At 63.8% G+C, this 26140-nt stretch carries 17 protein-coding genes and 1 pseudogene; 7 read left to right on the top strand and 11 right to left on the bottom strand.

Annotated features, from left to right (window positions below):
- Positions 1-48: 48 nt before the first annotated feature.
- From ACOVRJ_RS09825 to ACOVRJ_RS09815, 3 genes are read right to left on the bottom strand one after another with little or no spacing between them, the layout of a single operon-like run.
- Positions 49-942, bottom strand: a complete 894-nt coding sequence (locus tag ACOVRJ_RS09825) for a hypothetical protein (RefSeq protein WP_422043670.1) — start codon at positions 940-942, stop codon at positions 49-51.
- A gap of 17 nt (positions 943-959) precedes the next feature.
- Positions 960-1847 (bottom strand): ABC transporter ATP-binding protein, encoded by an 888-nt coding sequence (locus ACOVRJ_RS09820; RefSeq protein ID WP_422043669.1) that lies wholly within the window; start codon positions 1845-1847, stop codon positions 960-962.
- Entirely contained in the window at positions 1844-2194 is a 351-nt protein-coding gene (locus ACOVRJ_RS09815; protein ID WP_263539314.1) for a GntR family transcriptional regulator, read from the bottom strand. Before ACOVRJ_RS09815 ends, ACOVRJ_RS09820 begins: the two co-directional genes overlap by 4 nt.
- 238 nt (positions 2195-2432) lie before the next feature.
- On the opposite strand from ACOVRJ_RS09815, the gene ACOVRJ_RS09810 reads away from it, so the two are divergent.
- Complete coding sequence (locus ACOVRJ_RS09810; RefSeq protein ID WP_422043668.1) at positions 2433-2855, top strand: hypothetical protein; 423 nt, start codon at positions 2433-2435, stop codon at positions 2853-2855.
- Between the two features lie 75 nt (positions 2856-2930).
- Here ACOVRJ_RS09810 and ACOVRJ_RS09805 read toward each other — a convergent pair whose 3' ends face one another.
- The 3 genes from ACOVRJ_RS09805 to glnE form a co-directional block, all read right to left on the bottom strand.
- Positions 2931-3842 (bottom strand): hypothetical protein, encoded by a 912-nt coding sequence (locus tag ACOVRJ_RS09805; RefSeq protein WP_422043667.1) that lies wholly within the window; start codon positions 3840-3842, stop codon positions 2931-2933.
- A 172-nt stretch (positions 3843-4014) separates the two neighbouring features.
- A complete protein-coding gene (gene rrtA, locus ACOVRJ_RS09800) occupies positions 4015-4596 on the bottom strand; it encodes a rhombosortase (protein WP_422043666.1) in 582 nt (193 codons plus the stop codon).
- 2 nt (positions 4597-4598) lie between these two features.
- Positions 4599-7349 (bottom strand): bifunctional [glutamate--ammonia ligase]-adenylyl-L-tyrosine phosphorylase/[glutamate--ammonia-ligase] adenylyltransferase, encoded by a 2751-nt coding sequence (gene glnE, locus ACOVRJ_RS09795; RefSeq protein WP_422043665.1) that lies wholly within the window; start codon positions 7347-7349, stop codon positions 4599-4601.
- A 135-nt stretch (positions 7350-7484) separates the two neighbouring features.
- On the opposite strand from glnE, the gene ACOVRJ_RS09790 reads away from it, so the two are divergent.
- Genes ACOVRJ_RS09790 through ACOVRJ_RS09780 form a run of 3 tightly spaced genes read left to right on the top strand, consistent with a single transcriptional unit; the run spans position 7485 to position 13142 of the window.
- Positions 7485-11633 (top strand): YhdP family protein, encoded by a 4149-nt coding sequence (locus ACOVRJ_RS09790; protein WP_422043664.1) that lies wholly within the window; start codon positions 7485-7487, stop codon positions 11631-11633.
- A gap of 57 nt (positions 11634-11690) precedes the next feature.
- Positions 11691-12512: a carbon-nitrogen hydrolase family protein gene (locus ACOVRJ_RS09785; protein ID WP_422043663.1), complete on the top strand. Its 822-nt coding sequence runs from the start codon at positions 11691-11693 to the stop codon at positions 12510-12512.
- A 30-nt stretch (positions 12513-12542) separates the two neighbouring features.
- The gene (locus ACOVRJ_RS09780) at positions 12543-13142 is read left to right on the top strand and encodes a hypothetical protein (RefSeq protein ID WP_422043662.1); all 600 of its coding nucleotides are present in this window, start codon (positions 12543-12545) and stop codon (positions 13140-13142) included.
- A gap of 25 nt (positions 13143-13167) precedes the next feature.
- Here ACOVRJ_RS09780 and ACOVRJ_RS09775 read toward each other — a convergent pair whose 3' ends face one another.
- Together ACOVRJ_RS09775 and ACOVRJ_RS09770 are read right to left on the bottom strand one after the other, a co-directional pair.
- Positions 13168-14424, bottom strand: a complete 1257-nt coding sequence (locus tag ACOVRJ_RS09775) for an FAD-dependent monooxygenase (RefSeq protein ID WP_422043661.1) — start codon at positions 14422-14424, stop codon at positions 13168-13170.
- A gap of 167 nt (positions 14425-14591) precedes the next feature.
- A complete protein-coding gene (locus ACOVRJ_RS09770) occupies positions 14592-15944 on the bottom strand; it encodes a hypothetical protein (protein ID WP_422043660.1) in 1353 nt (450 codons plus the stop codon).
- Positions 15945-16320: 376 nt separating this feature from the next.
- On the opposite strand from ACOVRJ_RS09770, the gene ACOVRJ_RS09765 reads away from it, so the two are divergent.
- Together ACOVRJ_RS09765 and ACOVRJ_RS09760 are read left to right on the top strand one after the other, a co-directional pair.
- The gene (locus ACOVRJ_RS09765) at positions 16321-17301 is read left to right on the top strand and encodes a potassium channel beta subunit family protein (protein ID WP_422043659.1); all 981 of its coding nucleotides are present in this window, start codon (positions 16321-16323) and stop codon (positions 17299-17301) included.
- A gap of 106 nt (positions 17302-17407) precedes the next feature.
- The gene (locus ACOVRJ_RS09760) at positions 17408-20608 is read left to right on the top strand and encodes a two-component regulator propeller domain-containing protein (protein ID WP_422043658.1); all 3201 of its coding nucleotides are present in this window, start codon (positions 17408-17410) and stop codon (positions 20606-20608) included.
- A 47-nt stretch (positions 20609-20655) separates the two neighbouring features.
- Here the strand turns inward: ACOVRJ_RS09760 and murU are convergent, their stop codons facing one another.
- The 3 genes from murU to ACOVRJ_RS09745 form a co-directional block, all read right to left on the bottom strand.
- Positions 20656-21372, bottom strand: a complete 717-nt coding sequence (murU, locus tag ACOVRJ_RS09755) for an N-acetylmuramate alpha-1-phosphate uridylyltransferase MurU (RefSeq protein ID WP_422043657.1) — start codon at positions 21370-21372, stop codon at positions 20656-20658.
- 133 nt (positions 21373-21505) lie between these two features.
- A complete protein-coding gene (locus tag ACOVRJ_RS09750) occupies positions 21506-23692 on the bottom strand; it encodes an ATP-binding protein (RefSeq protein WP_422043656.1) in 2187 nt (728 codons plus the stop codon).
- Between the two features lie 29 nt (positions 23693-23721).
- On the bottom strand, positions 23722-25266 hold the full coding sequence (locus ACOVRJ_RS09745) for an HD domain-containing phosphohydrolase (RefSeq protein WP_422043655.1): 1545 nt from the start codon (positions 25264-25266) through the stop codon (positions 23722-23724).
- A 362-nt stretch (positions 25267-25628) separates the two neighbouring features.
- Here ACOVRJ_RS09745 and ACOVRJ_RS09740 point away from each other — a divergent pair.
- Positions 25629-26140: pseudogene (locus ACOVRJ_RS09740) on the top strand (transketolase); the annotation flags it as partial.

The raw sequence follows: 26140 nt of genomic DNA, 5'->3' as shown, positions 1-26140 counted from the left end.
AACCAGGCCCGCTTGCGGCGGGCCTGATGAATCGCAGCGTTAGCGGACTCAGTGTTTGCTGCGGCGATGCAGGGTCAGCAAACCAAAGCAAGCGGCAGCGACCACCAGTCCGCCGATAAAGTGCGGCGATGCCAGATTCTGGATGGCTTTGAGTGCGTCTTCTGCAGCCCATGCGGGGAAGCTGTTGAACATCTCCATCATCTCCGCCTTGACGGGCTCATCATCGCGCAGTGTGTGGCCGGCGTCGAAGAGGGCTCGCGAGGCACCGTCGAATTGGCGCTCCAGCAGCGTCCACACAATCGGATTGTTGTAGATCTTTTGCAGCACATTGCCGGCAATCACGACCACGGCAATGGCGACGGGAACACCGGCGCGCTTGAGCCAAGCTGCTGCGGCCATCATGATCAGGTAGATCGGCGCCAACCAGAGCGAGAACAGCACCGCACCCAGGCTGAGTCGCAGCAAGCCGGCCACGGTGGCCACGCCCAGCGACCACCAAGACACATCCGCCAAGGCCCCAAAGCCCATCACCTTGGTCAACACGGCGGCCGCCATCACCAAGCCCATGGCCGAGCCCAAGGCCAAGGCCAGCACCGCGACAAAGACGGTATGCATCAGCAGCGTAGCCGCAATGCTTTCGGTGTGCGAGCCTGGCAGAGAGAGCCAGAATTCAATGGATCGATCTTGGCTATCGCGTCGCGCCAGCCCCGGCAACTGAAAGGATGTGATCAACCAGGTGATGCCGAAAACCGCCAAGGTGGTGATTGCCACCACGGCCGCGGCCAGCAGGGTGGAAGGCAGCTCAACACCGTCCAAATCGACCTTGCCGAAGGGCATGGCCAATAGGAGCAGCAAAGGGCCCGTCAGCATCACGATCAGCCAGCCCTTGTGATGCTGCATCCACTCGCGTTGCAGCAAAGTCATGAATCTTGTTGAAGTCATTTTTTCTCTCCTAGGCTTCAGGCTTGACGGCTTTGCAGCTCGGGCTTGCGGGTCAGGGCCATGAACAGGTCCACCAGGCTGGGGCGGAAGCGCTGGCCCAGTTGTTGCACATGCTCGGGTGGCGGCCCATCGAACAGCGCGGCGGGCCGGCCCTGTTGCCGGTAGCGCAGCAGCGGGTGGGCATCGGCCACCGCGTCGGCGGCTGCAGCGTCATGCGACAAAGCCATGAAGCGCGAATCCATCTCTTCCAGGCTGATGTTCAGCACCAAGCGGCCCTCGTCCAGCATCATCACGTCACTGAGCAGGGTTTCGATTTCTTCGACCTGGTGGGTGGAGATCACGACGGTGCGTTCGCCATCGCACCATTCGTCGATCAGCATCTCGTAAAAGCTCTTGCGCGACATCACGTCCAAGCCCAGGGTGGGTTCGTCCAGAATCATCAGCTTGGTGTCGATGGCGGCGATCAGCGCCAAGTGCAGCTGCGTCACCATGCCCTTGGACAGGCTTTTGACCTTGTCGCGCGGGCCAACGCTGGTGCGTTGCAGCAGGGTGCGGGCGCGGTCGGCCGAGAAGCGCGGCTGCAGGCCGCTCATCAGCGTGATCAACTCATCCACCCGTGCCCAGCGCGGCAGCACCGCCACATCGGGGATGTAGCTGAGCGATTGCAGCAACTCATTGCGTTGCAGGCGTGGGTCCAGGCCCAGCACCTTCAGCTCGCCGGTGCCGCCGATCAAGCCGACCATGGCCTTCATCAAAGAAGTCTTGCCCGCGCCGTTGTGGCCCAGCAAGCCGATCACGCGGCCCTTGGGGATGTTGAAGCTGATGTTGTCCACCGCGGTTTTGCGGCCCGCCTTGGTGAGGCCGTAATGCAAGCTGAAGTCGCGTGCTTCGATCAAGTGGTTCATGTCGTCTCCCAGTTCAAGTCATTGGCGCTCAGCCCCAGGCGTCGCAGTTTTTCCCGCAGCAGCGGCCATTCTTTTTGCAAAAACGCTTCCCGTTCGCTGGTGCGCAAGCGCGTCTTGGCGCCCTGCAGCACATACATGCCCAGGCCGCGGCGGCTTTCCACCAGCCCCATGTCCACCAGGCTTTGCAGTGCACGTGTCACCGTCAAAGGGTTGATCAGGTACTGGCTGGCCAGATTGCGAACCGAGGGCAGAGCTTCGCCTTCGGGCGGGGAGCCATCGAGCAACTGCACGGCCAAGCGGTCGGCGAGTTGCTGATAGATCGGTGCGGTGTCGTTCCAGTTGTGCATATCAACCTGGGCCTGTGGCCTGTGTGTTGCTGATGTAGCACACCATAACAAAGCAGCCTGGGTCGACCTAGCGGCGCCCGACAGTCTGCAGAAAACGGAGGATGAAACGGACAGAAGTAGCGCTGCGGGGGGGGGCGCGCCGTTGGCTTGGGCCAGGGGCGCGCCAAGTGAGCATGGACCTCGGGTTCTGGCTTAAGCTGCTGACTCTTTGAATACCTTGTGGACTGAAGGAGTTCCGATGGCCCTGCGCAAACTGTTGCTTCTCTTTCTGTTGAGCTTGTTCACCGCGCTTGCGTCTGCCCAGCCCGCAGGCACGCCCGAGCAATTGCTGGAACGCTGCAAACAGGCTTTTGTCCGCAAGGACATCCGCGCTTACATCGACCTGGTGGCCTTGAATCGTGAGGCCGATCGTGCGGGCTTCGAGGCGCAGTTTCGCCACGCCGCGCAGCAGCCGCTGCGCTCGGCAAAGCTGCTACCCCTTTCCGCTTATCAGGCCAGCTACGATCGCGCCCTCAAGCGAGGCATGAAGCCTTCCGTGCAGGTGGAAGGTTGGATCGAGCTGGAGTTTGAGGCGGCCCAGCTGCCCGGTGGTGTGGTGGAAAAATCCTCGGTGGTTTTGCTCTATGGCCGCAAAGATGGCGGCTATTTTCTGGGGTCTTGAGTGAGTCTGGCCCGGCCTGCTTGGCTGGGCTGGCGGAAGATCAGGGCGGCCGCCTGGCCTTTTTCAAGCTTGATCTCAGAACCTCCGCCATTGCGCGACCTTGAGGTTGAAGAAGCCCGACTGGGTATAGGCCTTGCGAATTCGGCCTTGTTGGCGCAGCAACTGCAGGCCGGCATCCAGCATCGTCTTCAGCTCTTGGTGGCGCGGATGCTGGCGCGAGATCAGGTAGTGCCGCGTGCCTTGCATGCCGATCTTGATGCCTGGAATTGGAACCATGCTCACTTCGCCTACTTTCAAAGACAAGTCGGCCGTGGGCTGGAAGGGCGCGAGCAAACAGTCGGCCCGCCCGGCGGCCAGCATTTTGGGCATCAGCTCCCAATTGGTGACATGCTGTCGTTGCTCGAAACCCAGGCGTTCGAGGGTGCGCCAATCGACCACCCAGTTGCGATTGGACAGCACGCGCAGGCGTTGCAAGTCCCCCAGACTCTTGGCGGCCAGCGCCTGCCGATTGGAGGGCAGGGTGTAGAGCCCGACTTCAAACTCTCCCTGGTTCAGCACGGGCAAACTCAAGCTCAAGTTGGATTCCGCGCCGATGATGTCTTCACTCCAGTAACTGGTCGCGCTGCAGATCGCATGACCCGAGCCGATTTCGCGCAGCAGACGTTCGCCGGTGGGCATGTTCAGGAATCGCAGGTTCTGTGTCCAACCTCCGGCATGCAAAGCCTGATGCAAGAGCACCACCTCAACCACATCGCGGCGTGAGTTCGGGCCACTAAAGTCCGTGATGCTCAAGGGATCACGCGGGCCCAAAAAGCGTTGAAAGTCGGCCATCACATCGGCCGGCCCGGCGGAAAACAGCGTCTCGCCTTGTGGCGCGCGTGCGGGCTCGGCGCTCAAAGGCGCGGCGCTCAAGAGCGCAGGCAGGAACGCCGCCTGCAGCAGGCATCGGAAACTCTCGCGGCGATTCAATGGCGCTGTGTCAGGCATGGGTGCCCGTCGGGGTCCTGGAAAGCTATGCACGAAAAATCTGGCGAATAAGGTGTTGGCGTTAGACCCTGAGCGGTTCCGAGTTCAGCATCTCAAACTGACGCCTTGCCTACGGATTGTGGCGGAATGTGCATCGATGTTTGCGTAGCGCTCCCGTGAGTGGTGGCCCACCTCAGGCCGAGGGCCTGTGGCGAGGCCAGCGATAGAGTAGCAGAGCGCACAAAGCACCCGCCACTGCACCGGCAAAATGCGAGAAGGGGACCACCGCGATATCCCATTCGGGCAAATGTCGCAGCACTTCGCCGAAGGGTTGTTCTTGCCAGAGTTTGATCAGCAGGCCCAGGCTGACGCAGACGCCCACAAATCGCTCCCGTCCTTGGCGGTGCAGCAGTTCCACCAGCACCACCGCGACTCCGGCATGCAAGATGCCGGACAGTCCTCCGAAATGGCGCAGCTCGGGCTGGCTCCACAAGATCAGTTGAGACAAGGGCCAAGCCAGCAGCCAGGCCAGCGCACAGCGCGTTGGAACCTTGGCGCCCCAACCGAACAGGGTCACCATGGCGCAGGCGGCCAGATTGGCCCAGAGGTGTTGCGGACTCCAATGCACCAGGGCACTGGTCCAGGCGCGCCAAGGTTCGCTCAGGGCCCGTTCGGGCTGCCAGTCCAGCGCGTGGCTGGGCAGATTCAGTTGGGCGACCAAGAGCGCGCTCAAGAGCAGCAGCGCACCCAGCGCCGTCCAGGCTCGTGCCGCCATCCTCAGGGGAAAACCGCCCGCCACAGGGCCAGCACGGCGTCGCGGTGCACCGCCAAGCCGAGTGCTTCCAGGGTCGCTTCATCGACGGCGGTGGGTTGTTCGTCCAGGCGGGCCCGGTGTTGGGCGCGGCGCAGTTCCCGATAGGCGTTGGCGGCGTGCACACCCACTTGTGCCGGCAGCAACCCGGCTTCTTCGGCGCGTTGCAGCAGGGCAATGGCGCCAGCATTTGGAATCAGCTCGGCATGTTGGCCGGCGTGCGAAAGGATCAGCACTTGCAAGGCGAACTCGGCATCCATCATGCCGCCGGGGCTGTGTTTGATGTCGAAACGCCCGGCCTTGATCGGGTGAGCCGCGCGGACCTTGTCGCGCATGGCCTGCACCTCCTGCCGCAGCGCCGCTTGATCGCGAGGGGCGGTCAGCACATGGCGGCGCACCGCCTCGAAGCGCTCCGCCAGGCTGGGGTCGCCGGCGCAAAAGCGCGCCCGGGTGATGGCCTGATGCTCCCAGGTCCAGGCGGTGTTGCTGCCGCGCCCGGTTTGGTAGTTCTCGAAGGAGGCCAGGGAGGTCACCAACATGCCGGAGTTGCCATTCGGGCGCAGCGCGGTATCGATGTCAAACAACTCGCCGGCGGCGGTGCGCACGGTCAGCCAGGTGATCAGCTTGCGTACAAAAGCACCGTAGATTTCGGGTGCTAGGTCTTTGTCCGCCTCATCCGAGTCGTCGAAGAGGAAGACCACATCCAGGTCGCCGCCGTAGCCCAGCTCCTTGCCGCCGAGCTTGCCATAGGCGATCACCGCAAAGCGTGGGCTGGGGCGGTGCGCTTGTTTCAAGCGCGTCCAGGTCCAGGCAATGGTGCATTGCAGAATGGCATCGGCCAGGGCCGACAACTCATCGGCCGCCTGTTCGACGGTGATATGGCCTTCGATGTCGCGCACCAAGGTGCGGAACACTTCGGCATGGTGGGCGCGACGCAGGGTGTCGAGCAGCGCTTCCTCATGCGCCTCGCCGGAGCGCTCCCAGGCCTCGTGGCGAGCCTGCAGCTCGGCGACAAAAGCGGGGCCGTCGAAGCGCTCATGCAGCAGGCGGTTATCTGCCAACTCGTCAATAACGCCGGGGTGCAGCATCAAATAGCGCATCGGCCAACGTGCTAGGCCCAACAAGCGCAGCAAGCGCGCCTGCACGGCCGGCCGCTCGACCAGCAGCGCCAGATAGCTTTCGCGCCGCAGCAGCGGTTCAATCCAATCAACAAAACGCACCGCCGCGTCGATGCTGCAGCCTTCATCGCGCACCGCCAAGGCGGCGCGTCCGACCAGCTTCGCCAGCCGCAGCCGGGACTCTTCGCGCAAGCTCTGCACGCGGGGCTGCTCGGCCCAACGCCGCACGGCCACGGCCAACTCCGGCTGCAGCTTGGACAGGAACTCCTCGGCGTCGATCGGCAGCGCCGGCCCATTGCAGCCGCGGCAGCCGTTGCCGCCCTGTGCCGGCGCTTGACCGTCGTGCAGCAAGGCGTCGAACTCATTGGCGACGATCTCGCGCACCTCGCACAACTGGTCCAGCAACTCGCAGGTTTCTTTCTCGCACACCAAGCCCATGCTGCGCGCAATCCAGCGCAGATCGTCGTCATTGCTGGGCAGGCAATGGGTTTGTTGGTCGTCCAGGAACTGGATGCGGTGTTCGACCCGGCGCAGGAACTCATAGCCAGCGGCCAGCTTGCTCGCCGTTTCTGCCTTCATCAGGCCACGTTCGGCCAAACGGCCGAGTGCCTTGACGGTGGATCGGGTACGAATCTCGGGGAACTGGCCGCCGCGCACCACTTGCAAGAGCTGAACGGTGAACTCGATCTCCCGGATGCCGCCGCGCGAGAGCTTCACATCATTGGCCCGCTCGGGTCGGCCGATGGCGCGGGCCCGCGCTTCGTCACGAATCTTGCGGTGCAGCTGGCGCAAGCCCTCAAACACGCCGTAGTCCAAATACTTGCGGTAGACAAACGGCGTCACCAGGGAGCGCAGGCCCAGGGCGCGGCCGGATTGCACGCTTTCCAGCGGCGCCACCACCCGGCTCTTCAGCCAGGCAAATCGCTCCCACTCGCGGCCCTGCACCAAGAAGTACTCTTCCAACATGGCCAAGCTCACGGCGGCGGGGCCGGAGTTGCCATTCGGCCGTAACGCCAGGTCAACCCGGAACACCTGGCCGTCATCCGTGACCTCACCGATCAGCGCATAAAGACGCTTGGCGACCCGTGCAAAGTACTCGTGCGCCGAGATGGGGATGGCGCCATCGGTCATGCCTTCGTCGTCGTAGACGTAGATGAGGTCGATGTCGGAGGACACATTCAGCTCACGGGCGCCGAGCTTGCCCATGCCCAGCACCCAGAACTCGATCACCTCGTCGGCTTCATTGCGGGGGGCGCCTGAGATCGCGTCTTGTTCGGCCCGCGCGTCCTTCAGGGCCAGGCAAAGGCTGACCTCGGCCAGATGGGTCATGGCGGCGGTGATGTCGTGCATGGCCGCGCCTGCCTCGATATCGAGCACCGCCAAGCGTTCCAAGACCAGATGACGGGCAACGCGCAGCGCGGCGGCCAATGGTCGGCCCGCCGCTTGCAAACCCAGGACCAGGGCCTCAATGGCCGCGCGGCTGGGCAAGCCGGGGGGCAGCAAGGGCAGTTCGGCGCCATAGCGGCGCCGCACGCGCTGGACAAAACGACTGTGATCGGCCGATGCGCCGGGTGCAGAACCGGGGGAATGCGTCGTCATCTCGGGAAAACTCATCGGCAAAAGTCAGTGATCGCTGTGCTAGATTGCCAAGGCTCAGGGTGGCGGCCGTTGTGCAGCCCGGGCGCCCCTCGTGTTTCTGTCATTGGCTTCATGGCAAGTGCTTCCTTCTTTTAAATGTCTGTGCTTGCCTCCGTCAACCCTGCCGGCCTGATTGGGCTGCGTCGCCCGGCTCGCTTCGTCGGGCGCCTGGCTCGCTGGGCGCTGGCCCTGCTATTGCTGGCCTGGAGCCTGGTTTTGCTGGCCTGGTTGGTCTTGCACTGGGCAATTCTGCCGCACATCGATGAGTGGCGTGGGGCGCTGGAACGAAGGGCTTCTCAAACCCTGGGAATTGAGCTCCGCATCGGGAAGATGACCGTCACCTCGGGGGGGTGGATACCCGCGCTGGAGATGCAAGATGTGCGTCTGCTCGACCCGCAGGGGCGCGAAGCACTGCGCCTGCCGCGGGTGGCGGCGGCGCTGTCGGCGCGGTCGCTGCTGTCCTTGAGTCTACGTTTTGAGCAGTTGTTGATCGATGCGCCGCAGATGGAAGTTCGTCGCGATGCGCAAGGCCGGTTCTTTGTCGCTGGCTTCAGCGTCGATGACAGCCCTCATGCCGAAACGGCGGGCTTGGCCGAGGCCTGGGTGGACTGGCTGCTCCAACAACATGAGTTTGTGATCCTGAATGGCCGGGTGCGCTGGATCGATGAGCGCCGCGGCAGCAAGCCCCTGGATTTGTCGGAGCTGAACCTGGTGCTGCGCAATGGCTTGCGCCGCCATGAAATGCGCTTGGATGCATCGCCCCCGCCTGAATGGGGGCAACGTTTCGGCCTGCAGGGGCGTTTCACCCAGACCTTGCTGAGCCGGCCCAGTGAGTTGCAGACCTGGAGCGGCCAGTTGTACGCCGATTTGCCCCGCAGTGATCTGCGCGAGTTGCGCCGCCATGTGGATCTGCCCTTTGAGTTGAGCGAGGGTGATGGGGCCTTGCGGGCTTGGATCGATATCAAAGAGGGGGCCTTGAAGTCGGTGACCGTCGACATGGGGCTGCGTGCGGTTCAGATGCGCTTGGCTGCCGGTGCCGAGCCGCTGAGCTTGGAGCGGGTGGAGGGGCGGTTGCAGATGCTGCATGAAGCCAAGCAGCTCAGTCTGCGCGCCCAACAGCTTGGGTTTGTCAGCGGTGATGGGGTGGTCTGGCCGCAATCCAACTGGCAGATCGCCCTGCATCTGCCTCAGGCACCCGCTGCTAAACCTGGCAGCGCTGCCGGCGCCGATCGATTCAAGCCGCTGGTGCCATCCGGCGGGGAATTGACGGCCGAACGACTCGATCTCGCCCTGATGGCCCAACTGGCCCAGCGTCTGCCGCTGGGCGAGCGCTCCCGTGCCTGGTTGGCCGAGATGTCGCCGCAAGGGGTGCTCAAGCAGTTGAGCGCGCGCTGGGAAGGTCCGATCGACGCGCCCCGCAGCTACAAGGTCAAAGGGGATCTTGAGGGCCTCCAACTCGGGCCGCAGCTCGGCGAGCCTGCGCCGCTGGCTGCGGCTGCGGTTGCAGGTGCAGAGCTGGCGCCGCCGCTAACGCCCTTGCGCCCCAGTCTGCGCGGTTTGGACTTGCATGTGGATGCCACCGAGCGAGGCGGGCAGGCGCAAGTCCGCATGAAGGATGGCGTGCTGAGTTGGCCGGGGGTGTTTCAAAAGCCGCTACCGCCGTGGCAGCGCCTGTCGGCCAAACTCAATTGGCGCCTGGATACCCAGCCGCAAAAGCCGACTCAGATCGAGTTGCGGGTCACCGATTTGCAGCTCTCGAATGCCGACCTCCGAGGCGAGTTCGATGCGCTCTGGCGCAGCGGCGCCAAGCCCGGCCAAGCCCGGTTTCCCGGCTGGTTGGAGTTGAGCGGCAAGGTTGAGCGTGTCGATGCCGTCAAGGTTCAGCATTACCTGCCCTTGGCCGTCGGCCATCACACGCTGGATTATTTGCGCGATGCCCTGCGTGCGGGGGAGGCCCGGGCGGTGGCGGTGAAGCTGCGCGGCGACTTGGCGCACTTTCCGTTTCAGAATCATCGGGAGGGGCAGTTCCGGGTCACGACGCAGGTCCGTGACGTGGACCTGGCCTATGTGCCCACACACGATGGGCAGCCCTTGAATTGGCCAATGTTGGAGCGCATCAATGGTGAGTTGATCTTTGAGCGTGGCGGCATGCAGATCCGCAATGCCCGCGCCCGCGTCTTCGGCTATGAGCTCAGTGGCATCAAGGGCGGTATCAAGGACCTGTTGGTCAAACATCAGCTGGAGATCGAAGGGGCGGGCAGCGGCCCAGCGGCCGAGCTGCTGAAGTTCGTTCGGCAAAGCCCGGTCAACGAGGCCAGCGGGCGCATGCTGGCCGCCGCTACCGCTCAAGGCGCGGCCCAGCTGCGGCTGAGTTTGAATCTGCCTTTGAATGAGATGGAAAAGTCGGTGGTCAAGGGGGCGGTGCTGATGCAGGGCACCGAACTTCGGCTGCGCCCCGACCTCCCCTTGTTTGGCAATGTCAGGGGGGCCATCGACTTCGATCGGCATGGTGTCAAGCTGCAAGGCCTGCAAGTCCGGGCGCTGGGTGGCGAAGCCAGCATTGATGGCGGCACTCAGGCCGATGGCACGCAACAATTTGTCGCCCAGGGCCAGGCCAGCGCCGAGGCCTTGCGCCGCATGCCCGAGTTGGGCTTGGCGGCAAAGCTGGCCCAATCGGCCAGCGGGCAGGCCAGTTACCGCCTGCAACTGGGCTTGGTTCGAGGCCAGGCGGAGTTCGCGCTGAGCAGCAATCTATTGGGGATGGGGCTGGATCTGCCGGCGCCGCTGAAGAAAGAGGCCAACACGGCCTTGTCGCTGAGGGTGCAGACGGTGCTGCAGGGCCGCCGTGATGAGTTGCGAGTGGAGCTGGGCAATCTGCTGCATGCGCATTACCAGCGCGACCTTTCGCAAGAGCCGGTGCGAGTGCTGCGCGGCGCGATCAGCGTGCAAGATAACTTGCCGGGTTTGCCCGACAGCGGGGTGCAGATGCAGGCCAATTTGGACAGCGTCAATCTGGATGCCTGGCAAATGGCCTTGCAACGCCTGCTCGGTCCGGCGGGCATCGAGGGAGCCAGCCAAGCGCCCCCCCAGGCGGCCTCCCAAGCGGCCAGCGCCATGCTGGCCGGCGACGGCGGGTACGCACCGAATCAGATCGTCTTGCGCGCCAATGCTTTGCAGGTATTCGGCCGCCCCCTGACTCGGGTGGTGGCTGGCCTTAGCCACGTGGGCAGCACCTGGCGCTGCAGTATCGATGCGGAACAAATGGGCGGGTTTTTCGAGCTGCGCTCGGCCAAACCCGGTCAAACCGAGCGCATCTATGCACGACTGAGTCGCTTGGCCCTGCCCAAGCAGGACGCCGATGCGGTAAGCCGTGTGCTGGACAAGCAAAGCGGCCAGGTGCCCGACTTGGACATCATCGTGGAGGATTTCGAGCTGCGTGGCAAACGGCTCGGGCGCTTGGAAGTCGAGGCGCAGGCGGCCGGCTCCGCGCAAGACTGGCGGCTGAGCAAGCTGCAACTGAAGGCGCCCGATGCGGTGCTGAACGCCACCGGCCAATGGCTGAACGAGCCGGGTCGCACCCAGCGCCGCACCGTGCTGGACTGGAAGCTGGATCTGCTCGATGCCGGCGATACCCTGGAACGCCTGGGTCAAGGGCGGGTTTTGCGGGGTGGGCGCGGGCAGATGAGTGGGCAGCTGGCCTGGGTGGGCGAGCCCTTGTCGCCCGATTTCGCCAGCATGAGTGGGCAGCTTCAGGTGGCGCTGGAGTCGGGGCAGTTCCTCAATGTGGAGCCGGGCGTGGGGCGCTTGCTGGGTGTGTTGAGCTTGCAGTCATTGCCGCGCCGCTTCTTGTTCGATTTCCGCGATGTGTTCTCCGAAGGCTTCACCTTCGATGGCATCAGTGGTGATGTGAAGATCGCGCGTGGCGTCGCCAGCAGCAGCAATTTGCGAACCCGGGGTGTGCAGGCGGCGGTGGGGCTGGACGGCAGCACCGATCTGGCCGCCGAGACGCAGAATCTGCGCGTCTTGGTGGTGCCCGAAATCAATACCGGCGGCGCCGCGCTGGCCTATGCCGCCATCAATCCGGCCGTCGGCCTGGGTACCTTTTTGGCGCAGTGGATTCTGAGTCGACCGCTGGCGGCCGCCAACACCCGCGAGTTCCATGTTTCCGGCACCTGGGCGGAGCCCAGGGTTGAACAGGTCGAGCGGCGACCAGAAGAGCCAAGCAAGGCGGCCAGCGGGCCTTGACCGTCATGAAGGTACTGAACGCCTGACGATTGAAGTGTCAATAAAGGAGTGTCAACGATGAAAGTTGCTGCCATCCAGATGGTTTCTGGCCCCGATGTAGCGCACAACCTGGCGCGCGCGCGCCACTGGATGACTCAGGCGGCCTCGCAAGGCGCCCAGCTGGTGGCGTTGCCCGAGTACTTCTGTTTGATCAGCTCGGCCGATACCGACAAGCTGGCGGTGGCGGAACCTTTTGGCGACCTGGCGAATGCGCCGCTGCAAGCGGCGCTTGCCGAGACGGCTGCCGATCTGGGCCTGTGGCTGGTCGGCGGCACCTTGCCCCTGAGGGGCGCCGATGCGAGCCATGTTCGCAATGCGTGTTGCGTCTATGGGCCCGACGGCCAATTGGCCGCCCGCTACGACAAGATTCATTTGTTTCGCTTCGACAACGGCCGTGAACAGTATGACGAGGGCCGGGTGCTGGAGGCGGGCCAGGAGCCGGTCACGGTGCAGGTCGGTGGGCTCAAGTTAGGGCTGAGCATTTGCTATGACCTGCGCTTTCCCGAGCTGTATCGGGCCATGAGCTTCCAAGCAGGCCCCGCACCTTGTGACCTGTTTTGCGTGCCCTCGGCCTTCACCTACACCACCGGCGAGAAGCATTGGGAGCTGCTGCTGCGGGCACGAGCGGTCGAAAATCAGGCGTATGTCATCGCACCGGCCCAAGGCGGTCGGCATGAGAATGGCAGACGGACCTGGGGACACTCGATGATCGTTGACCCCTGGGGTGAGGTGCTGGCCTGTTTGCCCGAGGGCGAGGGCTTGGTCTTGGCCGACTTGGATGTCGAGCGCCTGCAAGCGGTCCGGCGGCAATTGCCGGCCTTGCAGCACCGCAGGCTTTGAGCGTCGGCCGCGCATGCAGGAGTGGCGGAAATGAGGAAAACGGTGTCGCGGGGGCGAGCAAGCGCTGGGCGCACGGGCCGGGGGGCGTTTTTGCTGCTGGCCGCTGTGGCCGCACTGACCGGGCTTGCCGGCTGCGGCACACCGACCGAACCGCCCAATCTGGCCTTGAGCGCAGCGGACAGCCTGCAGATGCGGGGCTGGGTGCCCGAGCGTTTGAGGAGTCAGGTCGTGCTTTCGCCGGTGATCGGGGGGCAGCCGACCGGCATGTTCTGGGGCTCCAAGATCAGCAATGCCGCACTGCAAGAGGCGCTGGACAGTTCCTTGCGCTCGACCGGCATGCTGGCCCTCAGTCCCGGTGCGGGCAACTATCAGCTGGATGCCCAGTTGGTCGAGTTGGAGCAGCCCTTTATCGGTGTCAATGTGAAGGTGGTGGTGACCATTGCGTACACCGCCGTTGAAAAGCGCAGTGGCACCGTCTTGTACCAGCGGCGGCTGCGCAGCCAGTATGTGGCCGAGTTTGGCTCGGCCATGCTGGACCCGAATGAACGGTTGCGCTTGGCCAGTGAAGGCGCGGTGCGCAACAACGTCAATCTGATGATGCGCGACCTGATCGCGCTGGCCTTGAACTGAGGGTCTCGACCGAAGCGCAAGCGGCTCAGCGCCGCCCGAACATCATTTGCCGCGCCAGTGCTTTTTTCAGCGGCGTGGCGGCCTGCAGGGCGGCCAAGGCCAAGCCGCGCGCAATCGGCAGGCCCGGCCAGCGCCAGGCAAAGCTGCGCGCCAGGAAATCGGTGGTGGCGATCATGCTCCAGCGGTCCGGTGCGCGCTGCCATTCGACTCGCCGCAATGCTGCGGCCAAGTCCTGTTCCGCGCCGCGCAGAGCCTCCACCAAGGCATAGGCATCGCGCAGGCCCAGGTTGAGGCCCTGGCCCGCCACCGGATGCAAGGTTTGCGCCGCATTGCCGATGCGCACGATGCAACCCTGCTCCACCAGGGTTCGTTCGGCATTCAGCCCGAGGGCAAAGCACTTCAACGGGCCCACGGCTTGCAAGGCACCGACACCGGCCGGCAGCAAGCTGTTCAAGACGGCCAGGCGCTGGGCGTCCGTCATGCCTGCGATATCGTCCTCGGCCTGCGGCACACACCAGACCAGCGCTGCCCGCCTTTGGCCAAGTTGCGGCTTCAGGGGCAACAGCGCCACCGGCCCTTGGCGGGTGAAGCGCTCATAGGCCGCACCGACCGGACTGTCCGGCGCCAGGGTGACCGTGCCAACCCAGGCGTTTTGTTGATAGTCGTGCTGCAAGGCCTTGCGGGCTTGTTCGGCAAACACCCCACCTTCGGCCACCACGGCCAGATCGAAATGCTCGGCGATACCGGCGTCAACCTCGACCCCTTGGCCGTCCAGCGCTTTCAGACCTTGCACCGGCGCACCGAAACGGCTGAACAGCCGGTCCGGCTCTTGCGCCGCCCGAGCCAGCCAGGCGGCTTGCAGCGGCGCGACCAAATGGCCATAGCTGATGACGGCGCCAAGTTGCGCCACGCCTTGTTCACTGGCGCTGAGGCAGACCTCGGGCTCATGCCGGCCCGGATTGAAGGTGGAGAACAGCGGGTGCTGCAGGGTCGGTGGCGCCTGGCTGACCGACACTTTAAGAATGGCCTCCGCCGCAGCCGCATCCCAGGCCTTGAGGCGCTGCAGCAAATGCACGCTGCCCAGCGCCAAAGCCAGGGTGCGTGGGTCACCCGAAACATCGCGGTCCAGCGGGCGGGCGTCAAACAAGGTGATTTGCGCCTGCGGCAACAGCTGTGCGGCCAGCAAGGCCAGCGTCAAGCCCGCAGGTCCTGCGCCCACCACGGCCAGTCGCAAGGGGCCGGCGCGAGAGGCGGAGTCGGGCGGATGAAGAAGTGTGCGCATGGGAGGGCAAAGGCAATAGCAGTCGCTAGGGAGGCGGGCCAAACAAGGCCAGCGCAAGTCAAGCGAAGGGTGACAGCTCCGCACTATATCGAGCCGAGCCCGCAGAAAAGAAAACCCCGCCAATGGCGGGGTGCTGAAGGGTGGGGTCGTCCGGGCGGTCTCGTAACTCAGCCGCCGCAGCTGCCCCAGGTCTTGCCTCGGTCGGCGCTGCATTCCGTGCGGCTGGTGCCGTCGGTCAGGGTGCTGGTGCGTGTCCAGCTGCCGGTGTCCCATTTCTCCACGGTGACGCGCAGGCCGGTATCGTCGGTGGAGCGCTTGTACCAGCTGCTGAAGGGCGTGATCTTGACCTCTTCGTCAAAGCGGATGCCGCTGCCCGCAATGCGCGAGATCACGCTGTTGAAGTCCAGTTGGCTGCTCTTGGCTTGCAGCTTGAACCAGTCCTTGAGCGCGATGTGCTCAGGGTGCTGCGGGTCGAAGCGCAAATTGTTGGTGAAGCTCACCTGGCCGACGCGATAGTAGGCGTAGTAGTGGCGTTGCCCGATTTCGCTCGGCAGGGCGCGGCTCTCCTGCAAGCAGGCCAGCGGATCATCCTCGCGTTTCGGGTCGGTGTAGTCGACCACCAACACGTAGGTGACGCCATCCTTCACCTGCTCGATCGCCTCGTCGATCACGCAGCGGAAGCTGCTCACATTCGTTTCGAAGTTGTAGCCCGTGCGCGTGATCTTCAGCTTGGCCGAGCCCCAGGCTTGCTCTGCCTGACTGCGCAGGTTCAGCACCCGCAGGGTTTTGCTCAGGTCTTCGCTCAAGACCACCGACTCATTCTGATAGCCTGTCGGGCGCCAAACCGAGCTATTGCGGTACCAAACCCCGGCCACATCGCTATAGCTGTTGCTGCCGCGTCCCCGGTAGACCTCCGCGCGGATGTAGCTGGCGTCTGGGTACTGGGCGTGCAGCTTTTGCTTGTAGGCATAGCCGGCTTTCAGTCCTTTGACGATGTCCTGAGCCACGGTGTAGCTCTGTGTGTCCTTGGACTTGATGAAGTCGTCATGGATGCGTGCCTCCGACAGGTTATGTCGGCGCACCAGATCGCCCATCACGGTCTTGAGCTCGTAGATCATGGCCTCGCGCAGGCTCTGGTTCTGGCGCAGTTGATCGCAGCTGCTCAGCTTGGGGTCGTTGGCGGTGATGCGGGTGCGCACCTGGTCCCAAATGGCGGTGGTTAGGGGCGAGATATTCAGCACTTGGTCTATCTTGATGGGCTGAAACCGTGGCGCGATGGCCATCTGGTAAGCCTCTTTGACCACGCCGCTGTCCTCATCCACCGCGCCCACGGGCACGTCAACGTAGAGGGTGGCATAGGGAAGGCAGTCGCGCTGAGATTCGCTCAGCTCCAGCTGGTAAGCGCCAGCGGCCTTAGAGAGGGTGGAAGGCTCGTCGGCATCCTTGAGGTGGTTGCCGTTGATGTCCAGCCAGACCGTGGCGCCATTGACGTAGCCGTCGATGACTTTGCCCGCTTGCATGAAGGGTTTTGCGACCGGCGGTGCCGTCGGTGCAGGCGTAGGTGCAGTTGCAGTTGCAGGGCTGCTCGAGCCCCCGCCCCCGCCCCCGCAACCGGCAAAAGCCAGGGCCAGCAAACCACTGACGCCAAGTGCCAGACCGTGAGCAATTCTGCGCGCCTCTCCCATGATCCCCTCCATCTTGTTTTGAAAAAGGGCGCAAGCGTACAAGTTTTCCTGATCGAGGCCCTTCAGGGTTTGCTCGGATGCGATCGGAGTCAATGCGGCTGAGTTCACGATGGCCTCAGGCCGCAAAGCCCTGGCGGTTCAGGTACGCTGCGGCTCCGCTTAGATTTCATAAACACCCTCGTGGATTGCTTTGGCAGCTGGAGTTGATCTCATGCAATATCGTCGTTTGGGCCGTAGCGGCCTGCAGGTTTCTGAACTGTCCCTGGGTTCTTGGATCACCTATCACAAGCAGGTGGACACCCGTGCCGCCACCGAGATGCTGGCTGCGGCCTATGACGCCGGCGTCAACTTCTTCGACAACGCCGAGGTCTACGCCCTGGGTCAGAGCGAGGTGGTGATGGGCGAGGCCTTCAAAGCCTTGAAGTGGCCGCGCCTGAACTACATCGTGTCGACCAAGTTCTTCTGGGGGCTGGAGCGCGAGGGCAATACCGTCAACCGCCGGGACACGCTGAACCGCAAGTATTTGATGCAGGCCATCGACGGCTCGCTCAAGCGCCTGCAATTGGACTTTGTCGATCTGGTCTACTGCCACCGCCCCGATCCGCACACACCCATTGAAGAAACCGTGCGGGCGATGCACGACATGATCACGCAGGGCAAGGCGCTGTACTGGGGCACCAGCGAGTGGTCGGCCAGCGACATCCGCGCCGCCTGGGAAATCGCCGAGCGCCACCACCTGCACAAGCCGGTGATGGAGCAGCCGCAGTACAACTTGTTCCATCGCAGCAAGGTTGAGCAAGAGTACGCGCGTCTGTATGAGGACATCGGCCTGGGCCTGACCACCTGGAGCCCGCTGGCTTCGGGCCTGCTGACCGGCAAGTACAAGAACGGCGTCCCCCCCGGCAGCCGCGGTGCGCTGGAGAACATGAGCTGGATGCGCGAGGGGCTGACCGACCCGGCCAAAAACGCCGCGGTGGCCGAACTGGCCGACATCGCCGCCGAATTGGGCGGTAATGTGGCGCAACTGGCGATTGCTTGGGCGAATCACAATCCGCGGGTCTCGACCGTGATTCTGGGCGCCAGCAAGCTGGCTCAGTTGCAGGACAATTTGGGTGCGCTGGCCTTGACGCCCCGGCTGACGCCAGAAGTGCGGTCTCGCATCGACGCCATCTGTGCGCCCTTGGCGGCCTGAGGTCCGAGCCCCTGTTTCCGCTTGCCCTAACATCTGGCCAATGGCCTTGACCGCGCGTTCGCACTTGCTTCTTGATTCGATCCCCGTGTGGAGGCGCTCCTGCGCGATGCGCGCCTTTTTCTGGGCTAGCGGCCTGCTCTTGGCGCTGCTGGGCACGCTCGGCTCGGTTTCTGCGCAAGGTTTGTCCCCGGCCGATATGGCCCCGCGTCTTGAATCCGTGGCGCGAATGCCCAATAGCGTCGTGTCCGCGCTGGCGCAGGACAAGGACGGCTTTGTCTGGGTCGGCTCGGCGGCCGGCTTGATGCGTTTTGATGGCTACAGCTTCCGGCCGCTTTTGCTGCCAGGCGAGGGCGGGGCGGACAAACGCAGCCTGGGCTTTGTTCGCAGTTTGCTGGTGGCTCGGGACGGGCGTCTGTGGGTCGGCACGGACAGCGGCGGTGTGGTGGTCCACGACCCGTTCAGCGAAGCGATCCGGGTGCTCGCCCCGGGGCAGCAAAACCAGCCCGACGCGATGCCGGGCGGCACTATTCTGACCCTGACCGAAGACCTGGACGGTGCGGTTTGGATTGGCAGCGGCTTGTATGGGCTTGCGCGCGTCGATCCGGCTGATCATTCACTGCGCACCTTCCGCCAGAGCGGCCGTGCAGGCAGTTTGCCGGACGATCGGGTTCAGGCGGCCTTGGTGGATCGCCAGGGGGATTTGTGGGTCGGCAGCTTCACCGGTCTGGCGCGCAAGCGCGCAGGCAGTGAGAAGTTTGAGAATGTGCCCTTGCCTGGGTTCAGTGGCTTGGATGCGCCTCCCTTGGTCTTGCGCCTGTTCGAGGCGGAGGATGGGCAACTGTGGGTGGCCACGCAGCAGGGCGATTTATTGCTGCTGAGTGCGGGCAGCCGTGAACCGCGCTTGATTGAACGTGGCGGCAGCCGTGGGGCTGTTTACGCTTTGATGGGCGCGAACGCACAGCAGGTCTGGGTGGGCCGGGCCAGCGGTGTTGAGGTGCGTGCCGCTGCCGATGGACGGGTGGAGCGGCTGCTGCGCCACAACCCGCGCAATCCGGCCACATTGAGTGGCAATGAGGTGCGCAGCCTCTTGCGCGACCGGTCGGGTTCGATCTGGGTCGGCGGATTCGGCAGCGGCTTGCAGCGCTACAACGCCGACAACAAGAGCATCGGCGTTCGCAAGCTGGATGAAGCCGGTGATGCAGTGTTTGAAGATCCCAGTGCCCGCTCGTTGTTGGAGCTGAGCAGTGGGGATATCTGGGTGGGTACCACCGCCCAAGGTATCGGGATTTTGGATGCCCAGCTTCATCTGAAGCGCCAGTTGCAGCTCGATACCCGACCCGCGAACCAACGCAACGCATCCCCGATGCCGCCGATGCGGGTGGCAACCCTGACGCAGATTCGCGATGGGTCAATCTGGATCGGATCGGAGTCGCGGCTGCTGCGCGTCAATGAGAGCGGGCAGTTGTTGCAGTCGCTTGGCCTGGGCCCCGGGCGTGTGCGCCGCACGGTCTTGGGCCGCGATGGATCGCTGTGGATCGGCACGCAGGATGGCTTGCATCGCCTCGATCCCAGCCGCACTGCATTGCAGCGCATGAGCTTGGCGGCAGGCGAGCCGGTGCGCGGGGATATCAACGCCATCGTTGAAGCTTCGGACGGCGCGGTGTGGGTGGGGGGTGAGACCGGCTTGTATCGCTGGGCAGCCGGAGCGCAAGTGCTGGAGAGGGTCCGCAGCCAAGCCGGTCGCGGCATGGCCAATGCCACCGTCACCGGGCTCTTGCTGGACCGCCGGCAACAGCTGTGGGTGGATACCGCGGTCGGTCTGCACAAGCTGGTGGCCTGGGACGGCCAAACAGCGGCTTTCGATCGCGTCAGCGAGCGGCATGGCATCGCGGGGCGCGCCTTTGGCGCCAACTTACTGGAGGACGGGCAGGGACGCATCTGGAGCCAAGTCTTTATGTACGACCCGAACCGCGATCACCTGCATGAACTGACGCCGGCCGATGGCGCAGACGCGGGCACCACCTGGTTCCGGTCTTACATTCAATTGCGCAATGGGCGCTTCTTGTTTGGCTCCGGCAAGGGTTTGATGCTGGTGGATGCCGATCAGTTCCAGACCTGGACCTATCAGCCGCCGGTGCTGGCGACCGAGCTGCGCATCGACGGCGAGCGCGTCAACGTGGGGCGCTTGCAGCAAGGCTTGACGCTCCAGCCCAAGCAAAGAAGCTTCAGCCTGGAGTTTGCCGCCTTGGACTACAGCGACCCGAGTCGTTGCCGCTATGCCTACCGGTTGGAGGGCTTTGACGGCGATTGGGTCGAAACCACCTCGGCGCTGCGGGTGGCCAGTTACAGCAACCTGGCCCCCGGCGAATACCGCTTGCGTGTCAAGGCGAGCAACCGCAGCGGCTTGTGGAGTCCCCATGAGTTGAGCATTCCCGTGCAGATCTTGCCCGCTTGGTGGCAGTCGTGGTGGGCCCGTCTGTTGCTGGGCCTCGTGACGCTGTCGGCCTTGCTGGGCTTGGTGCGCTGGCGTACCGCCTTTTTGGAGCGCCGTCAGCACGCCCTGGAGGAGCGGGTGCGCGAACGAACCGCGGAATTGGAAGGGCTGTCCAAGGCCCTGCACGAGAAAACGCTGGCCCTGGAAGAGCTGAGTCTTTCTGATCCCCTGACCGGTCTGCGCAACCGGCGCTTCTTGTCTCAACACATCGAGTCCGATGTGGCCATGACCTTGCGCCGCCATGAAGCCTTCGCTCGACTAGGCGGGGCGATGCCGGACGATGCTGATCTGGTGTTCTTCCTGCTCGATATCGATCACTTCAAGGACATCAATGACCGCTTCGGCCATCCGGCCGGGGACTTGCTGTTGCAGCAGATGCGCGATCGCTTGCGCCTGGTGTTTCGGGACAGCGACTATTTGGTGCGCTGGGGCGGCGAGGAGTTTTTGATTGTGGTGCGCGGCAGCGCCCGGGCCCATGCGCCGGAGTTGGCCGAGCGTATGCGAGCCCTGGTGGCCGAGCAGCCCTTCATGCTCGGTCATGGCTTGGCGCTCAACAAAACCTGTTCGATCGGCTTTGCCGCCTTTCCTTTGTGCAGCGCGCATGCTCGGGCCTTGGATTGGCATCGCACCCTGGCGGTGGCGGATGCCATGCTTTTTGCGGTCAAGCGGGGCGGACGCAATGGCTGGATGGGCGTGCTGAACGCTCAGGCAGCCTCGGCTCAGGTGCTGCGCGAGCGCAGCGCTGAAGACTGGTTGCAAGCTGTCGATACCGAGCGGGTGCAGTCGCCGGGGCTGAAGCAGCCGGCAGCCTGAACTTGCGGCGGCCGGGTCGCAGCCTGCGCAGCCGGGTCAAAGAGAATTCAAGTTCGAGCGGCAGGCTCTTGCAGGGCGGCCAAGCGCTCGGGCGTGCCCACGTCGACCCATCGGCCGTTAAGCATCTCAGCGCCCAGCTTGTGGCGCCGGATCGCGTCTTCCAGGCTGGGGCGCAAGGCCGCTTTGGCGCCGGCTACCAAGGGCTCGAAGAGTCGACGGCGGAACAGACCCACACTGGCCCAGGTATAGCGCGGCGTGTCGGCGGGTGCTTCAGTCCCCAAAGCCAAGCCCTGTGGGTCGATGCCAAAGTCACCCTTGGGGTGGTGTGGGCTGTTGGGCGCCAACCAGAGATGGGCGTCCAAATCACTGCGCAAGAAGCGCTCTGCAGCGTCCTTGGGGAAAGCAAAGTCCGGCAAAAACACATCGCCGGCAACAACCCAGAAGGCCTCGTCGTCATCGGCCCCTAACAGCGGCAATGCACGGACAATGCCGCCGGCAGTTTCCAAGGCGCCGACCGGCTCCTTCGATTCATCGCTGAAATGCAGGCGCACCCCGAAGCGGGAACCATCGCCAAGACGGGCGGGAAACTGCTCGCTCAGCCAGGCCGTGTTGATGACGATGTCACGCAGACCGGCCGCGGCCAGCGCTTCAATGTGAAACTCGATCAAGGGCTTGCCGCGTACGCACAGCAAGGGCTTGGGGGTGATGTCGGTGAGCGGCCGCATGCGCTCGCCGCGCCCGGCCGCGAGGATGATGGCTCGCATGGGGCGAGAGTCTAATGGCGGGCGCCGAACCCAAGGAAGCCGCACACGGTCGCGCGGCGAGTGCAGGACTCAGCGTGCCGGCACCTGCTCGCCTTGGCGCCTGCTGTAGAGATGTGCCCTGTCCGCAGTGGGCCTATTCGCTGCTCTCTGGGCCGCGCACGGGCAGCCAGACCTTGAAGCAGCTGCCTTGGCCTGGGGTGGAGTCCAACTCAATGCGTCCGCCGTGTTTTTTGATGATGGAAAAGCTCAAGGACAGCCCCAGCCCGGTGCCTTGGCCGACCGGTTTGGTGGTGAAGAAGGGGTCGAAGATGCGGCGCTGCACCTCGGGACTCATGCCGCAGCCGTTGTCGCTGACCTCAACGCAGACGAAGTCGCCCTCGTGAAGGGTGCGCAGGCGAATTTCGCCGCGGTGTTGGATGGCGTGGGCGGCGTTGACGATCAGGTTCATGAAGACCTGGTTGAGCTGCCCCGCCAAGCAGCGCACCGGCGGCAACTCGCCAAAGTCCTTGCTGACCTCGGCCTTGTACTTGATCTCATGCCGAACAACATTGAGCGTGGACTCCAGGCCCAGATTGAGGTCGGCCTCTTGCCAGTCCGATTGATCGACGCGAGAGAAGTCTTTCAGGTCCTGCACGATTTTCTTGACGCGACCCAGGCCCTCGTCGCTTTCCTTCAGCAACTGCGGCAGGTCTTCATGGATGAAGTCAAGGTCGGCCTGCTGCTGAAGCTGTTGAATTCTTTGCGCCAAAGCAGGCGTTTGCGTGGAGAGGTCCAGCTTGCCGTACAGGTTGACCAGGGCCAAGAGCGGCTCGACATAGCGCCTGAGGCTGCCCAGATTGGAGCTGACGAAGCCGACCGGGTTGTTGATCTCATGAGCCACGCCGGCCGCCAACTGGCCGATGGAGGCCATCTTCTCCGACTGCAGCAGCTGACTTTGGGCCTCTTCCAGCCGCTCATGCGCTTGTTTGATGTCGCGGTAGTTCTTGGCCAACTCGCGTTGTGCTCGCATGACTTCGCTGCGGTCTTGCAGCAGCCACCAGACGCCTGCGCGCGGGTCGGCGGGGTTGGCCGGGTAGGCAATCATCTGCACCCAGATGCGGTTGCCGTGTGCGGTCAGCATCTCCATCTCATGCATCAAGGAGCGGCCCTGGCTCAGCACCGGCACCGCGGTGCTCAACAGTTCTTCGTAAGCGGATGGGCTGCTGAAGAAGCGAGGGGCAAGGAGCTCAGCCTCCTCGGTGGCGCCGAGTTCGAACATCTCACCGAACTTCTTGTTGCTGCGAACGATGTGGTGGCCGGCGCTGAAGATGATGCCGACCGAGGCGTTCTCCATAAAGGCGGCCAATTCCTGATGGCTGCGCGAGAGCTCGGCGGTGCGCTCGGCGACCGTGTCTTCCAGCTCGGCCTGATGCTTGCGCAGTTGGTTCTCGGCCAGCCGGCGTTCGGTCACGTCCAGCAGGGTGGCGATGGCGCCGACCACGCGGCCTTGAATGTCGTGCAAGGGTGCGGCGGTGCAGAAGATCCAGCGCCCTTGCTCGCCGAACTGGGGAAAGAAGTCTTCGGTCTCGTAAGCATGCAAGACCAGGCTGGAGGGGCGCAGATTGTCGCCATACAGTCGTTGACGTTGTTCGGAGATGCTGCCGTCCACGATCAGATCGACCAGCAGTTGCCGCGCTTGCGGATAGAAGGGCCGCCAAGCTTCCGTGCTGCCCACCACATCCATCGAGTCCACGCCCGTCAGCTGGCCGCAGGCAGCGTTCCAATGGGTGATGCGGTGGTCTTTGTCGATCACAAAGGTGGGGACCGGGTTGTTCTCGAGGATCTGGTGCATGACCCGGCCCACTTCGAGCAAGCTCATCTGCACATGGCGCATATCGCTCAGGTCCTGGCAGCTGATGATGGCGCGCTTGCCCTGCGGCGTTTGCAGGCCGCGCGCCGTTAACTCCAGGTAGCGCACCGCGCCGGTGGCCGTCATGGCCTCGCACTCCAGGGTGGGCAATTGCTCGTCCTCGAGCAAGCAGCGCTCGCCGTAGGCCTTCAAGGCTTCCATGTGCGGATCATTGGCCCAGGCGTAGTGGGGCAGGCTGCGCATCTGCTGCAGGTCATAGCCCAGCAGTCGCAACATCGCCGGGTTGGCATAGAGGATCTGAGCGCCGCCGTGCACGAGCAGCGGTGCACTGACAGCTTCCAGCGCCTGCACTTGCAGCGCCTCCAGGCCCGAGTCTTCCGAGCGGTGTTGGGCATCGTTCAAGCTGCTTCTGCCTTGCAGGCCGGCCGTGTGGATGGGCAAGCCGCTGAGTTTGACGGTGTAGGTCTCCATGATGAGTGCACCCGATTTTGAAGTTAGGCCTAGACGCTGGCCGTCTTGGCTGCGGCCGCACCGGGGGTGGCGGGCACAGGTTTCGGGGTCGGGGCGGCGGCGCTTGGGGGCTTGGCCGCGCGTGGGTCCAGCACCTTTTTGATGAAGAAGGTGAAGGGGTTGCCGAGGCGCTGCTCAAACTCCAGCACCTGCTTGATCACTGCCGGGGTGAACCTGAAGTCCGTGGGCAAGAGCACCTTGCCGTGCGGGCTGAGGAGGGGGCGGGTCAAGACCATGCCCGGCCGCAGCTGGGCCGAGCTGAGCTCCATGTCTGCCACGGCTTCGGCCGCCAGTGCTTGCAGCACCCGCTCAAAAGCCGCGGCCACGACCTCGTCATAACGGCTGCCGCGTCCGGCCAAGACCGCTGCGGCGGCAGCGTCGGTGGAGAAAACCTTCTCGGCCAGTCGGCCCGTGATCAGGGATTCATAGGTCGAAGCCAGGTTGATGATCTGTGCGCCCAAGGGCACCTCATAGCCCGAGAGGCCGTCCGGGAAGCCTTTGCCATCCACCCGCTCGTGTTGGGAGCGGATGATGACGGCGGTTTGGCGCAAGCGCCCCAAAGGCATCAGCGCCGCCTGGGCGTGCTGAGGATGCAGCTTGTAGACCGCGAACTCATCGCCGGTCATCAGCGAGACCGTCTTCTGCATCAGGTGATCGGGCAGTCCGATCTTGCCGACCTCATGCAAAAGACCGGCGTTGTAGATATCGGCCACCTCGACCGCACTCAAGTCCATCTGTTCGGCCAATCGGCGCGCCAGATGGGCCACCCGATGGCCATGGCCGGACACGCTGCCATCGCGCAGTTCCAGCAGGCCCGAGAACACGCTGATGGACAAGGCGAAGTTCTCTTCCAACTGCAGATTGGCCGCGTTCAATTGCTGGTTGGCCTTCTCCATCTGGGCGTTCGCATCGGCTAACCTGCTGTTCGCTTCACCCAGTTGCGCATTGGCGGCTTCCAGCGCCTGGGTGCGCTCCTTGACGCGCACCTCCAAATCTTCATTGCTGTTTTTCAGTTGTTCGTTGGCCGTTTGCAATTGAGCGTTGACGTCTTGCAACTGACCGTTCACATCTTGCAGCTGCTGGTTTTGGGTCTGCGTCAACGCGACCAGTTCGCGGTTCTCGCGCTCCAGGCGTTGGCGTTTCAAACCGTCGCTTACCGACAGCAGGATGTCTTGGTCGTCCCAGGGTTTGGCGATGTAGCGGTGGATTTCGCCGCGGTTGATGGCGCCGATGGTGGAGGTAATGTCGGCGTAGCCCGTCAGCATCACCCGCACGATATGAGGCCAGCGCTGCCGCACTTGTTCAAGGAATTGCACCCCGTCCATCTCCGGCATGCGCATATCGGAGATCACCAAATCGACGGACTCCACTTCCAGCAGGGCCAGCCCTGCCGCGCCGCCCTCGGCCATCAGGACCTTGTAGCCCTGGGGGCGGAATAAGCGCCGCAGGGCGCTCAGGATGGAGGGCTCGTCATCGACGAAGAGGACGGTGGCGACGGGTGCCGGGGCAACAGCCGATGCAAGGTCTTCGCTCATGGTCTGACTCCTTGACCGCGGGCTGAATCAGGGTTCAGCCGAAACGATCGCAATGCAGGGCTTCAGCTTGAACGCAAATCCTAACAAATGCAGCAAAAACTTGGGGCTTGCTTGTGATCTATGCCGCGCTTGCGCCGAGAACGCGTGGCCCTGACGGCGTTTGCGCCGGTCCGGCCGATGGGTCTTCGGGCAACAAAGGCCTGGGCCTGACAGTTCTGGCCTAGGGCTTGGGCCCATGAAATGGGGCCGCAGGCATGGGCGCCGGCATCCGCGCCAGCGAGGGTCAAAAAAATGGCCGGATGGCAATGGGCGGCGTCCAAGTAAAATCCCGGGTTACCCCGCAACTCCTTCTTCACAAGCCCATGGCAACTACCGCTGCTAGCAACCCCACTTTGATGGCCAACGCCATTCGTGCACTGGCCATGGACGCCGTGCAGCAAGCCAATTCCGGACACCCCGGCGCGCCCATGGGCATGGCTGATATCGCCGTTGCGCTGTGGAATCGCCACCTGCGTCACAACCCGGCCAACCCGCAATGGGCCAACCGCGACCGCTTTGTGCTGTCCAACGGCCACGGCTCCATGCTGATTTACGCGCTGCTGCACCTGACCGGCTACGCCCTGCCGATCGAAGAGCTGAAGGCCTTCCGCCAGCTGCACAGCAAGACCCCGGGCCACCCTGAAGTGGGCATCACCCCCGGCGTTGAAACGACCACTGGCCCGCTTGGCCAGGGCATCACCAATGCCGTCGGTCTGGCTCTGGCCGAGAAGATGCTGGCCAAGGAATTCAATATCGACGCGCACCAGATCGTCGATCACCACACCTATGTGTTCCTGGGTGACGGCTGCCTGATGGAAGGCATCAGCCACGAAGC

This window comes from Roseateles sp., assembly GCF_049240545.1.
Lineage (GTDB): Bacteria > Pseudomonadota > Gammaproteobacteria > Burkholderiales > Burkholderiaceae_C > Paucibacter_A.
This window is presented reverse-complemented; position numbering and strand designations above follow the sequence as displayed.